The sequence below is a fragment of the Neoaquamicrobium sediminum genome (assembly GCF_013240295.1).
Classification (GTDB): Bacteria; Pseudomonadota; Alphaproteobacteria; order Rhizobiales; family Rhizobiaceae; genus Aerobium; species Aerobium sediminum.
This window is the reverse complement of the sequence record NZ_JABETK010000001.1, coordinates 1,591,528-1,603,537: the sequence shown is the minus strand read 5'-3', so window position 1 is coordinate 1,603,537 and position 12,010 is coordinate 1,591,528. Positions and strand designations below refer to the sequence as shown.

General features: G+C 63.8%; 10 protein-coding genes and 2 pseudogenes. 10 read left to right on the top strand and 2 right to left on the bottom strand.

Going from position 1 to position 12,010, the window contains the following annotated elements:
- Positions 1-135: 135 nt before the first annotated feature.
- The 8 genes and pseudogenes from rpmI to HK436_RS07750 all read left to right on the top strand — a co-directional run bounded on the left by rpmI (position 136) and on the right by HK436_RS07750 (position 6,564).
- On the top strand, positions 136-345 hold the full coding sequence (rpmI, locus tag HK436_RS07780) for a 50S ribosomal protein L35 (protein WP_173188599.1): 210 nt from the start codon (positions 136-138) through the stop codon (positions 343-345).
- A gap of 34 nt (positions 346-379) precedes the next feature.
- On the top strand, positions 380-781 hold the full coding sequence (gene rplT, locus HK436_RS07775) for a 50S ribosomal protein L20 (RefSeq protein WP_173188597.1): 402 nt from the start codon (positions 380-382) through the stop codon (positions 779-781).
- A 127-nt stretch (positions 782-908) separates the two neighbouring features.
- The gene (gene pheS / locus HK436_RS07770; RefSeq protein WP_173188595.1) at positions 909-2,006 is read left to right on the top strand and encodes a phenylalanine--tRNA ligase subunit alpha; all 1,098 of its coding nucleotides are present in this window, start codon (positions 909-911) and stop codon (positions 2,004-2,006) included.
- Entirely contained in the window at positions 2,003-2,422 is a 420-nt protein-coding gene (locus HK436_RS07765) for a GFA family protein (RefSeq protein ID WP_312860521.1), read from the top strand. The genes pheS and HK436_RS07765 overlap by 4 nt, the downstream gene beginning before the upstream one ends.
- A gap of 3 nt (positions 2,423-2,425) precedes the next feature.
- Positions 2,426-4,906: a phenylalanine--tRNA ligase subunit beta gene (gene pheT / locus HK436_RS07760; protein ID WP_173188593.1), complete on the top strand. Its 2,481-nt coding sequence runs from the start codon at positions 2,426-2,428 to the stop codon at positions 4,904-4,906.
- Between the two features lie 4 nt (positions 4,907-4,910).
- The gene (locus HK436_RS32920) at positions 4,911-5,087 is read left to right on the top strand and encodes a hypothetical protein (protein WP_312860520.1); all 177 of its coding nucleotides are present in this window, start codon (positions 4,911-4,913) and stop codon (positions 5,085-5,087) included.
- Positions 5,084-5,176, top strand: a complete 93-nt coding sequence (locus tag HK436_RS33460; protein WP_376769153.1) for a hypothetical protein — start codon at positions 5,084-5,086, stop codon at positions 5,174-5,176. The genes HK436_RS32920 and HK436_RS33460 overlap by 4 nt, the downstream gene beginning before the upstream one ends.
- A gap of 400 nt (positions 5,177-5,576) precedes the next feature.
- Positions 5,577-6,564, top strand: a pseudogene (locus HK436_RS07750) (Gfo/Idh/MocA family protein).
- On the opposite strand, the gene HK436_RS07745 reads toward HK436_RS07750, so the two are convergent.
- Positions 6,561-6,917, bottom strand: coding sequence for a DUF423 domain-containing protein (locus HK436_RS07745; protein WP_173188591.1), 357 nt, complete (start codon positions 6,915-6,917; stop codon positions 6,561-6,563). The pseudogene HK436_RS07750 and the gene HK436_RS07745 overlap by 4 nt on opposite strands.
- Positions 6,918-7,094: 177 nt before the next feature.
- A complete protein-coding gene (locus HK436_RS07740) occupies positions 7,095-8,465 on the bottom strand; it encodes an HD-GYP domain-containing protein (RefSeq protein WP_173188589.1) in 1,371 nt (456 codons plus the stop codon).
- 257 nt (positions 8,466-8,722) lie between these two features.
- Between HK436_RS07740 and dnaK the strand changes: the two are divergent.
- Positions 8,723-10,640: pseudogene (gene dnaK, locus HK436_RS07735) on the top strand (molecular chaperone DnaK).
- A gap of 215 nt (positions 10,641-10,855) precedes the next feature.
- A complete protein-coding gene (dnaJ, locus tag HK436_RS07730) occupies positions 10,856-11,983 on the top strand; it encodes a molecular chaperone DnaJ (RefSeq protein WP_173188587.1) in 1,128 nt (375 codons plus the stop codon).
- The last annotated feature ends 27 nt before the right edge of the window (positions 11,984-12,010 follow it).

Here is a 12,010-nt window from a genome sequence, read left to right as displayed (position 1 = left end):
CGCCGCTATAAGGCCGCGTTCAAAACAGAAAGCCGCCCGGCAGGGCATGCCGTGGCGGTCTTTTATGCTTTTCGGACTTTGGTCGGTCCGAAGCAAGACAACGGCGCTTCACTGCGTCTCCAGAAAGGAAGCAAAATGCCCAAGATGAAGACCAAGTCGGCCGCCAAGAAGCGGTTCAAGATCACGGCCACCGGCAAGGTGAAGTCCGCTGCCGCGGGCAAGCGCCACGGCATGATCAAGCGTACCAACAAGTTCATCCGCGATGCCCGCGGCACGATGGTTCTCGCAGAACCGGATGCCAAGAAGGTCATCAAGAACTTCCTGCCCAACGGCGGCGGCCTCTGAGCCGGCTGGATACGAGATTTAAGGAGATCATGACATGGCACGCGTGAAGAGGGGCGTTACCGCCCACGCCAAGCACAAAAAGGTTCTTTCCCAGGCCAAGGGTTTCTACGGCCGCCGCAAGAACACCATCCGCATCGCCAAGCAGGCGGTCGAGAAGTCGCTGCAGTACGCCTACCGCGACCGCAAGAACCGCAAGCGCAATTTCCGCGCCCTGTGGATCCAGCGCATCAACGCGGCCGTCCGCGAGCACGGCCTGACCTATGGCCGCTTCATCGACGGCCTCAACAAGGCCGGCATCGAGATCGACCGCAAGGTTCTGTCCGACATGGCTATCCATGAGCCGCAGGCATTCGCTACGCTGGTCGCCAAGTCGAAGACCGCGCTCGAATACCTCAAGGACACCACGCCGAACGCTTTTGAAAGCGCTGTCGCTTAAGACCAGCGCTTCCCAAGCATTCGAAAACTGATATTGGGAAACCCGCGCTGGCAGGGCTGGCGCGGGTTTTTTCGTATCCGCCGAGCGCGTTTCACGTGAATCTGACCGCAGGAAGTGACCCGAAGACATGAGCGCACAGCAAGCCGAACTGGAACAACTTGAAGCCGCGCTGCTTTCCGACATCGCCGGCGCGGCCGACGAGCAGGCGATCGAGGCGGTGCGCGTCTCGGCCCTCGGCAAGAAGGGCAGCGTTTCCGAGAAGCTGAAAACGCTGGGCGCGATGAGCGCGGAAGAGCGTCAGGTGATGGGGCCGGCGATCAACGGTCTGAAAAACCGCGTGGCTGAGGCGCTTTCGGCGCGCAGGAACGAGCTGCGCGATGCGGCGATCGACGCCCGTCTCGCCGCCGAGAAGGTCGACGTGACCCTGCCGGTGCGCCAGTCGCCCGCCGAGCGCGGTCGCATCCACCCGATCAGTCAAATCGTCGACGAGATCGCCGCGATCTTCGGCGACATGGGTTTCGCGATCGCCGAGGGGCCGGATATCGAGACCGACTACTACAACTTCACCGCGCTGAATTTCCCGGAAGGCCACCCGGCGCGCGAGATGCACGATACGTTCTTCTTCAGTCCGAACGAGGCGGGCGAGCGCATGCTTCTGCGTACCCACACCTCGCCGGTGCAGATCCGCACCATGGAAACGCAGAAGCCGCCGATCCGCATCGTCATTCCGGGCAAGACCTACCGGCAGGATTCGGACGCCACCCATTCGCCGATGTTCCATCAGCTCGAAGGGCTGGTGATCGACAAGACCGCCAATGTCGCCAACATGAAGTGGGTGCTGGAGGAGTTCTGCAAGGCCTTCTTCGAGGTGCCGTCGCTCAACATGCGGTTCAGGCCGTCCTTCTTCCCGTTCACGGAACCGTCGCTGGAGGTGGACATCCAGTGCGATCGCTCGCGGCCGGGCGAAGTGCGCTTCGGCGAGGGCAATGACTGGATGGAAATCCTCGGCTGCGGCATGGTGCATCCGAACGTACTGCGTTTCGGCGGGCTCGATCCGGACGAATATCAAGGCTTCGCCTGGGGCATGGGTATCGACCGCATCGCGATGCTGAAATACGGCATGCCGGACCTGCGCGCGTTCTTCGACGCCGACGTGCGCTGGCTGTCGCATTACGGCTTCCGACCGCTCGACCTGCCGACGCTGTTCGGGGGACTGAGCTCGTGAGCAAGGTCCACACCGGCTCCTGCCGCTGCGGGCTCATCTCGGCGGAGATGAGGACGGAGCCCTTTCTGCGCTCCTATTGCCATTGCCGCGACTGTCGCAAGCAGACAGGCGCGCCGTTGATGGCTTTTGTCGCCTGGCGCGAGACCGAGATTGCCTGGTTCGGCACGCCGAAGACGTTTCGTTCCGGCGGCGTGGAGCGCTCGTTCTGCGAGCATTGCGGCAGCCAGATCGGCTATCGCGACGACCTGTTGCCGGGCGATCTCTATTTCGCGCTCGGCTTCATGGATGAGCCGGAGCGCTATCCGCCGACACTGCATGCTTTCGAGAAGCGGCGGTTGCCATTCGTGCATATGGATGACGGCCTGCCGCGCCTCGACGGCTTCTCCATCGAACGCCAGCCCGAGCAACGGAACTGAACCATGAAATTCACCCTTTCCTGGCTGAAAGATCACCTCGACACCGACGCCTCGCTGGCGGAGATCGTCGACAGGCTCACCATGATCGGTCTTGAGGTCGAGAGCGTCGACGACAAGGCTGCGCTGAAGCCGTTCGTCATCGCCAGGGTGCTTACGGCCGAAAAGCACCCGGACGCCGACAAGCTGCGGGTTCTGTCCGTGGACACCGGCTCGGGCGATCCCGTGCAGGTCGTCTGCGGCGCGCCGAATGCGCGCGCCGGCCTCGTCGGTGCGTTCGCGGCCCCCGGGACCTATGTTCCGGGCATCGACGTGACCCTGTCGGTGGGCAACATCCGAGGCGTCGAAAGCCGCGGCATGATGTGCTCCGAGCGTGAGCTGCAGCTTTCCGACGAGCATGACGGCATCATCGATCTGCCGGAAGACGCCCCCGTCGGCATGCCTTTCGCGACCTGGGCGAAGCTCGACGACCCGGTGATCGAGATCAACCTGACGCCCAACCGGCCGGACGCCACCAGCGTCTACGGTATCGCGCGCGATCTTGCGGCCGCCGGACTCGGCACGCTTAAGAACGGTGCGGTCGCACCGGTGGCTGGCGAAGGCGTCTGTCCTGTCAAGGTGACGATCGAAGCGCCGGAGCTCTGCCCCGGTTTCGCGCTGCGGCTGGTCAGGGGCGTGAAAAACGGCCCGTCGCCGAAATGGATGCAGCAGCGGTTGATCGCCATCGGCCTGCGTCCGATCAACGCGCTGGTCGACATCACCAACTACGTCACCTTCGACCGGGGCCGGCCGCTGCACGTCTTCGACACGAAGAAGGTTGCCGGTAATCTCGTCGTGCGTCGCGCGAAGGAGGGCGAGACGGTGCTGGCGCTCGACGGGCGTGAATACACGCTGACGCCGGACATGTGCGCCATCGCCGATGATAACGGGGTCGAATCGATCGCCGGCATCATGGGCGGCGAGCATTCGGGCTGCGACGAGACAACCACCGACGTGCTGATCGAATCGGCGCTGTGGGACCCGATGGCGACCGCCCGCACAGGCCGTACGCTCGGCATCGTCAGCGATGCCCGCTACCGGTTCGAGCGGGGCGTCGATCCCGAGTTCATGGTCCCGGGCATCGAGCTGGCGACGAAGCTGGTGACCGAGCTGTGCGGCGGCACGCCAAGCGAGACTGATGTGGTGGGTTATGCAGGCCACGAGCCCAGGGTCGTTTCCTTCCCCTTCGCCGAGGTGAAGCGTTTGACCGGCATCGAGGTCGCGCCGGAGGAAAGCCGGTCGATCCTGTCGCGTCTCGGCTTCACGGTGGCCGATGCGGTCGAGATGACGATTTCGGCTCCTGGCGGGCTTGCCGAGCTCATGCCATCGAGCGGCGTGCATGCCGTGCCGTCCGGCGACCGGGTCGACGTGGCGGTGCCTTCCTGGCGTCCGGAGGTGGACGGCAAGGCTGACCTGGTCGAGGAGGTGATGCGCATTCACGGCGTCGAGAAGATCGACCCGCAGCCGCTGGTCTCTCATGATGCCGTCAACGGCCGCATCCTGACGACCCTGCAGATCCGCACCCGTGCGGCCAAGCGTGCGCTGGCCGTGCGCGGCATGATGGAGGCCGTGACCTGGTCGTTCATCCCCGCAAGGCATGCCGAACTCTTCGGTGGTGGGCAGCCTGAATTGAAGCTGGCGAACCCGATTGCGGCCGACATGTCGGACATGCGCCCGTCGCTGCTGCCGGGGTTGATTGCCGCTGCCCAGCGCAATGCCGATCGCGGCTTCGCCGACGTGGCGCTGTTCGAGGTGTCGGGCACCTATGAGGGCGACAGGCCGGAGCAGCAGCGACGGGTGGCCGGCGGCGTGCGGCGCGGCACGGCGAAGATGGAAGGCCAGGGGCGCCACTGGGCCGGCAATGCTGCATCCGTCGGCGTCTTCGACGCCAAGGCCGATGCCTTCGCCGCGCTCGAAGCCTGCGGCGCGCCGGTAGACAAGCTTCAGGTCGAGGCAGGCGGCCCGGCCTGGTACCATCCCGGTCGTTCGGGCACGATCAAGCTCGGCCCCAAGGTGGTGCTGGGAACTTTTGGCGAGTTCCACCCCAAGACCCTGGAGGCGCTCGACGTGTCGGGGCCGCTCTGCGGCTTCGAGGTGTTCATCGACGCCGTTCCCGAGCCGAAGGCGAAGGCCACGCGCACCAAGCCGCGGCTGGACCTGTCGCCGTTCCAGGCGGTGCGGCGTGATTTCGCCTTCGTCGTCGACAAGGGCGTCGAGGCAGCCGCGCTGACCCGTGCAGCGGGCGCCGCCGACAGGAAGCTGATCACCGGCGTGCGCGTCTTCGATATCTTCGAGGGGCCGTCGCTGGGCGCGGACAAGAAGTCGGTCGCCATCGAGGTCGCCATCCAGCCGGTCGAGCGCACACTCACCGACGAGGATTTCGAGGCGCTGGCAGGCCGCATCGTCGAGAATGTGGCCAAGCAGACGGGCGGTGTGCTGCGGGGGTGATGGCGTGACGATGCATCTGCGTTACGCCAACCTGCCTGACGCGGAGCAGAAACGCCTCTTTCTCGATATTATCTGGGCCGACCGAAATGTTCGCGCGGCGCTCTGCGCCGCGCGTGATCTGGCGCTGCCGGACTGGCTCGTCGTTTCCGGCGTGCTCTATAACGCGTCTGGAATGCGCTGACCGGGCGTCCGCCGGGCTACGGTACGAAGGACATTGATCTCTTCTACTTCGATGGCGACGATCTCTCCTACGAGGGGAATATGCGGTGATCGCGCGCGCTGCGCCAGCCTTTGCGCACCTGACATTGCCGGTCGAGATTCGCAATCAGGCGCGGGTGCATCTATGGGCCCGGCGAAATTCGGGCGAGCCTGCCCCCAATATCTGAGTTCAGAGCATTCGGTCGCACATTTCGCATCGAAGACACACGCGGTTGGAGTCCGGCTGCTGGATGATGGCCGGCTCCAACTGACAGCGCCTTTCGGACTTAACGATATTTTTTCCTTTCGCCTCACTCCCAATCGCGTACTCGACAACCGCACGACGCACCAGGCGAAGGGTCTTCGCGCCGTGACGACCTGGCCAGAGGTAACTGTCGAACCCTGGTAGCCGCGCTTTCCTTTTACCTCCCCGCCGACTAGCCTCCTCAAAAACCGTTCGGGAGACGCAATGATGTTCCGTTGGGGGTTATCTCCACTGCAAAGATCGCCCGCGAGCAGGTGATTCCTGCTATCGTCGAGGCCGACAACGGCGTGCTTTCGGCGATTGCCAGCCGCGATGCCGAGCGCGCACGCGCCGCGGCGCTTCGCTTCGGCGCGCCGCATGCGTTCGGCTCCTACGAGGCGATGCTGGCTTCTGACACGATCGACGGCGTCTACATCCCGCTGCCGACCTCGCAGCATGTCGAATGGGCAATCAGGGCGGCCGATGCCGGCAAGCATGTGCTGGTCGAGAAGCCGCTGGCGCTGAAGGCGGGCGACATCCAGGCAGTGATAGAAGCGCGCGACCGCAACGGCGTGCTGATCTCGGAAGCGTTCATGGTCACGCATCATCCGCAATGGCTGAAGGTGCGCGAGTTGGTGCGCGGCGGCGCCATCGGCCGGCTGCGCCACGTGCAGGGGGCGTTCGCCTATCACAATGTCGACCCGCACAACATGCGCAACCAGCAGCCGAGCTCGGCGGCGGTGCATTGCCCGACATCGGTGTCTACCCGACCGTCACTACCCGTTTCGTCACCGGCGCGGAGCCGATACGCGTTCAGGCGAGCGTCGAGCGCGACCCCACCTTCGGCACCGACATCTACGCCAGCATGCGCGCCGATTTCGGCACGTTCGAACTGTCCTTCTATGTCTCGACACAGCTTGCGGCGCGGCAGTCGATGGTGTTCCACGGCGATGCGGGGTTCATCGAGGTTGCGGCCCCGTTCAATGCCGGGGGCTACGACCACCACCGTGTCACCCTGCACGATCGCGACCACGCGCAAGCGCAGGTGTTCCGTTTCCCCGGAACGCAGCAATACCGGTTGCAGGCGCAGAATTTCGCCCGCGCCGCCCGTGGCGAGGACGCGCCGGTCTTCACGCTCGAGGATTCGGTGAAGAACCAGAAGCTGATCGACGCGATCTATCGCGAGGGTGAAAAGGACGGCTGGGAGCCGGTCTAACGTCTGGAGCTGCCAGCGAGCGCCGACGCGGCGACCACCAGCCACCCCGCGATGAGCAGCGTCCCGCCGGCGGGCGCGGCCATCGGGAACAGCCTCGACCCGGCGTAGTGACGCGCGAGAAGATCACCACAGAAGAGCACGAGGCCGAGGAGCAGGATAGCCCCGCCACCTTTCAGCACTCGGTTGCCGCCGATCAGGCCGATCGCCAGCAAGGCGGGCGCATGGGCAAGCAGGAACGAGGCGGCCGTGCCGACATTGCCGCCGCCGGCATGGGCCGCGACTGCCGAAAGGGCGACACCGGCCGCGCCGGCCAGGCCACCGACCACGATGAAAATGCGCCCGCTGTCCGTCATCCTGCTACCGGGTCCTTTCGGATTGGGAAATGTTGATGGCAGTTTGCAGCCAGCCGCGCAAGCATGGGCACACCACGTTTATAGACGGGGCGGGCCGAAAGTGGGCGCGGTTTTTGGTCTGCGGAGATTCCGCACTGGTCTGCTCAGGGAAATGCCCGCGGGCCTGTTACCGAAGCGTCAGGCCGCAGCCGCCTCCACAGTCGTCATGGCGCGGCGCAGGGCAGCGAGGCAGCCGGGATCGACAGCGGTGCCAACGTCGCGCTCCATGATTGCGAAGGCTTCCGAGACGGGCAGCGCCGCCCTGTAGGGCCGCTCGGCGGTCAATGCATCGAAGATGTCTGCGGTCGTGACGATGCGGGTGTCCGTATCGATCGCGTCGGCATGCAGTCCGCGCGGATAACCCTTGCCGTCAAGGCGCTCGTGATGTGCGCCTGCGATCCGGGACAGTTCACTGAAGATGCCGATCCGCCGGAGAATCTTTTCCCCCAGAACGGGATGGTTTCTGACGGAGGCCCATTCCGCCTCGTCCAGCTTGCCGGCCTTGTCCAGTATCTGGTTGGAAACGCCGAGCTTGCCGATGTCGTGCAGCAGCGCCGCCCGTTTCAGACGGCGCCTGCTGTCATCGGAGTATCCGAGCTCCTCAGCGATCATGTCCGTGAAAAGCGCGACGCGCTCGCTGTGGCCACTGGTGAAGGGAGACTTTGCGTCGATCACCTTCGCGAAGGCGGCTGCGATGTCGTCGAGATAATCATCGTCGACCGGCTGCTGCACGTCGCCTTCTATCAGATCCGCCACCGCGAGTTGAAGTTCCGGCGAATCGAGCATGGTCCAGAAATGGGGCATCTGCGCCGCACGCTCGAACGCCTCTACCACCCTCGGGTCAAACCACGTCCCCGATCGCGCCCGCAGCTCGGCAATGGCCCGCTCGCTCCCGGCGCTCGCATGGAAAACATCGGCGATCTGCGCGGCGAGCGCGATGCGCGCATGTATGGAAATGGCTTCGGCTTCGAGCCCCATGGGATTGCCCGTGCCGTTCCAGTGCTCGTCCAGCTCGTGCACGCCGCGCGCAACCGATTCGGGAAAGCGCATCTGCCGCACGATCTCGGCGCCCGTCTGGCAGCGTGTCTGGAACAGCTCGTTGACGATGGTCCCGCCGTGCATTGCTATGTTGAGAAGGGCGCGGAAGCGCTCCGCCAACTTTGCCTTCATGCCGGTGCGCGACAGCACGAAGCCCAGGATGTGCGGCATGCTATCCTTGACCAGATGGAAATCCTGCTTCAGTGCGATATCGTCGGCCAGGTAGAGCTGGCATATCCGCGCCGCATTGCTGCTGCAGCCGACATCCTTGAGCAGGATCGTGTAATAGAGGTCCGAAAGCTCCGGTGCGGAAAGACCAAGCTCCCTGCCCGCGTGAAAACCCAGCCAGCAGGCTCTGACGCAGTGACCCGTCGGATGGCCCTCGCTGATGTCGAGCGCATAGCTGAGCGCGCCGACGAGCTCGGAAAGGCGGATTCCCGCCTGCGCAGCAGTTTGTAGATCGTCGCCCATGGTTTCCCCCGACCACACCATCATGGGTCCACGGTATTAAGGGAGTGTTGAGTTGTATCCAAAAGAGGCTGTACTACGCCCTTTCCAGCGAAATCGCCTGTTACAGCGACTTGCGTGTCAAATCGGTGCTTCTTATATACGCCGCAACGTCGCGGGGACGTCGAAGATGACGGTTCCGCGAAAATCCAGAGTGTAAGGGGCCGTCCCCGGAACGCCTCATAGGGTCCAGGACGACCTGCTAGACGGAGAGAATGAACATGGCCAAAGTTATCGGTATCGACCTCGGGACGACAAATTCCTGCGTCGCCGTGATGGACGGCAAGGACGCCAAGGTGATCGAAAACGCCGAGGGCGCGCGCACCACGCCCTCCATGGTTGCTTTTTCGGACGACGGCGAACGCCTTGTCGGCCAGCCTGCCAAGCGCCAGGCGGTGACCAATCCTGAAAATACGCTTTTCGCAATCAAGCGCCTGATCGGCCGTCGTTATGACGATCCGGTCACCGAGAAGGACAAGAAGCTCGTCCCCTACAAGATCGTCAAGGGCGACAATGGCGACGCATGGGTCGACGCCGGCGGCAAGAAGCAGTCGCCGAGCCAGATTTCGGCGATGATCCTGCAGAAGATGAAGGAAACGGCGGAAGCCTATCTCGGCGAAAAGGTCGAGAAGGCGGTCATCACAGTTCCCGCCTACTTCAACGATGCCCAGCGCCAGGCGACCAAGGATGCCGGCAAGATCGCCGGCCTTGAGGTCCTGCGCATCATCAACGAGCCGACCGCGGCCGCACTCGCCTACGGTCTCGACAAGAAGGACGGCAAGACCATCGCCGTCTATGACCTTGGTGGCGGCACCTTCGACATCTCGGTTCTGGAGATCGGCGACGGCGTGTTCGAGGTGAAGTCGACCAATGGCGACACCTTCCTAGGCGGCGAGGACTTCGACATGCGTCTGGTCGAATATCTGGCCGACGAGTTCAAGAAGGAACAGGGCATCGACCTGAAGAACGACAAGCTGGCTCTTCAGCGCCTCAAGGAGGCTGCGGAGAAGGCCAAGATCGAGCTGTCGTCCTCTTCGCAGACCGAGATCAACCTGCCCTTCATCACGGCCGGCCCAGACCGGTCCGAAGCACCTGACGATGAAGCTGACCCGCGCCAAGTTCGAGTCGCTGGTCGACGATCTGGTGCAGCGCACGATCGGCCCCTGCAAGGCGGCGCTGAAGGATGCCGGCCTCAATGCCGGCGAGATCGACGAGGTGGTTCTGGTCGGCGGCATGACCCGCATGCCCAAGGTCCACGAGGTCGTGAAGCAGTTCTTCGGCAAGGAACCCCACAAGGGCGTGAACCCCGATGAGGTCGTCGCCATGGGCGCGGCCATCCAGGCCGGCGTACTCCAGGGTGACGTCAAGGACGTGCTGCTGCTCGACGTGACCCCGCTGTCGCTGGGCATCGAAACGCTGGGCGGCGTGTTCACCCGCCTGATCGAGCGCAACACCACGATCCCGACCAAGAAGAGCCAGGTCTTCTCGACCGCCGAAGACAGCCAGTCGGCTGTGACGATCCGCGTCTTCCAGGGCGAGCGCGAGATGGCGGCGGACAACAAGATGCTTGGCCAGTTCGACCTGGTCGGTATCCCGCCTGCACCGCGCGGCGTGCCGCAGATCGAGGTCACGTTCGACATCGACGCCAACGGCATCGTCAACGTGTCGGCCAAGGATAAGGGCACCGGCAAGGAGCATCAGATCCGTATCCAGGCCTCCGGTGGTCTGTCCGACGCCGACATCGAAAAGATGGTCAAGGACGCCGAAGCCAATGCCGACGCCGACAAGAAGCGCCGCGAGGCGGTCGAGGCTCGCAACCAGGCGGAAGCGCTTGTCCATTCGGCCGAGAAGTCGCTGAAGGACTATGGCGACAAGGTCTCCGAGGACGACCGCAAGGCGATCGAGGATGCCGTGGCCGAGTTGAAGACCGCGATCGAGGGCGACGACGCCGAGGATATCAAGGCGAAGTCGAACGCGCTTGCTGAAGCCTCGATGAAGCTGGGCCAGGCCATGTACGAGGCCAGCCAGGCGGAAACCGCCGAGGCGGATGCCAAGGCTGACGCTGAAAAGAGCGGCGAGGATGTCGTCGATGCCGATTTCGAGGAAATCGACGACGACGACAAGAAGAAGTCGGCCTGAACGGCCTGCCGAACGACGGAAACCCGGCCTTGCGCCGGGTTTTTCCGTGTACGGACGGGAGCCACCCTCCCGAAGTCGCCAAAGCCGATCCTTAAAGCGCGGACTATGGCAAAAGCGGCCAAGGCTCATTAAATCGATGTCCAGCCGCGTGAAGGCGCAGACCTAGACCCTGCGCCGACGCTTGAACCAAGGCGGCCAACCGCCCAGGAAAGACGATGAAGGCTGATTTCTACGAAACGCTCGGGGTGCAGAAGGGGGCGGACGAAAAGGAACTCAAGAGCGCGTTCCGCAAGCTCGCCATGCAGTTCCATCCCGACCGCAATCCGGGCGATTCCGCCTGTGAGCAGAAGTTCAAGGAAATCAACGAGGCCTACGAAACGCTCAAGGACCCGCAAAAGCGGGCCGCCTATGACCGTTTTGGCCACGCCGCCTTCGAAAATGGTGGAGTGGGTGGCGCGCAGGGCTTTGGCGCCGGCGGCTTCGCTGACATCTTCGAGGACATCTTCGGCGACATGATGGGTCGCCAGCGGCGGTCCTCCGGCGGCCGCGAGCGTGGCGCCGACCTGCGCTACAACATGGAAATCACGCTCGAGGAGGCTTTCAACGGAAAGACGGCCCAGATCCACGTGCCGGCTTCCGTGGTCTGCGACGAGTGCACCGGAAGCGGGGCGAAGCCGGGCACCCAGCCGGTGACCTGCTCGATGTGCCAGGGCTCCGGCCGCGTGCGCGCCTCGCAGGGCTTTTTCTCGATCGAGCGCACATGCCCGCAATGCCAGGGCCGCGGCCAGACCATCGAGGATCCGTGCCCGAAATGCGCTGGCCAGGGCCGCGTCACCGAGGAGCGCTCGCTCTCGGTCAACATTCCAGCAGGCATCGAGGATGGCACCCGCATCAGGCTTGCCGGCGAAGGCGAGGCGGGGCTGCGTGGCGGCCCTTCCGGCGATCTCTACATCTTCCTTTCGGTGAAGCCGCACGAATTCTTCCAGCGCGACGGCGCCGATCTTTTCTGCAAGGCGCCGATATCCATGACCACCGCCGCGCTTGGTGGTTCGTTCGAGGTGGCCACGCTCGATGGCACGCAGACGCGGGTGAAGGTTCCTGAAGGCACCCAAAACGGCAAGCAGTTCCGCCTGCGCGGCAAGGGCATGCCAATCCTGCGGCAGCCGACGATCGGCGATCTCTACATTCAGGTGGCGATCGAGACGCCGCAGAACCTGACGAAACGTCAGAGGGAATTGCTGGAGGAATTCGAAAAGATCTCCTCGCAGGAGAACAACCCGCAATCGACGGGCTTTTTCACCCGCATGAAGGATTTCTTCGAATCGTTTGGCGACAAGGCGTAGCGGTTTTGGCGCGCCTTGATTTCGGGG

What these genes read in the sequence shown, in the direction of transcription:
- rpmI (WP_173188599.1), top strand. Translation starts at nt 136, where the DNA reads ATGCCCAAGATGAAGACCAAGTCGGCCGCCAAGAAGCGGTTCAAGATC.
- rplT (WP_173188597.1), top strand. Translation starts at nt 380, where the DNA reads ATGGCACGCGTGAAGAGGGGCGTTACCGCCCACGCCAAGCACAAAAAG.
- pheS (WP_173188595.1), top strand. Translation starts at nt 909, where the DNA reads ATGAGCGCACAGCAAGCCGAACTGGAACAACTTGAAGCCGCGCTGCTT.
- pheT (WP_173188593.1), top strand. Translation starts at nt 2,426, where the DNA reads ATGAAATTCACCCTTTCCTGGCTGAAAGATCACCTCGACACCGACGCC.
- HK436_RS07745 (WP_173188591.1), bottom strand. Translation starts at nt 6,917, where the DNA reads ATGACGGACAGCGGGCGCATTTTCATCGTGGTCGGTGGCCTGGCCGGC.
- HK436_RS07740 (WP_173188589.1), bottom strand. Translation starts at nt 8,465, where the DNA reads ATGGGCGACGATCTACAAACTGCTGCGCAGGCGGGAATCCGCCTTTCC.
- dnaJ (WP_173188587.1), top strand. Translation starts at nt 10,856, where the DNA reads ATGAAGGCTGATTTCTACGAAACGCTCGGGGTGCAGAAGGGGGCGGAC.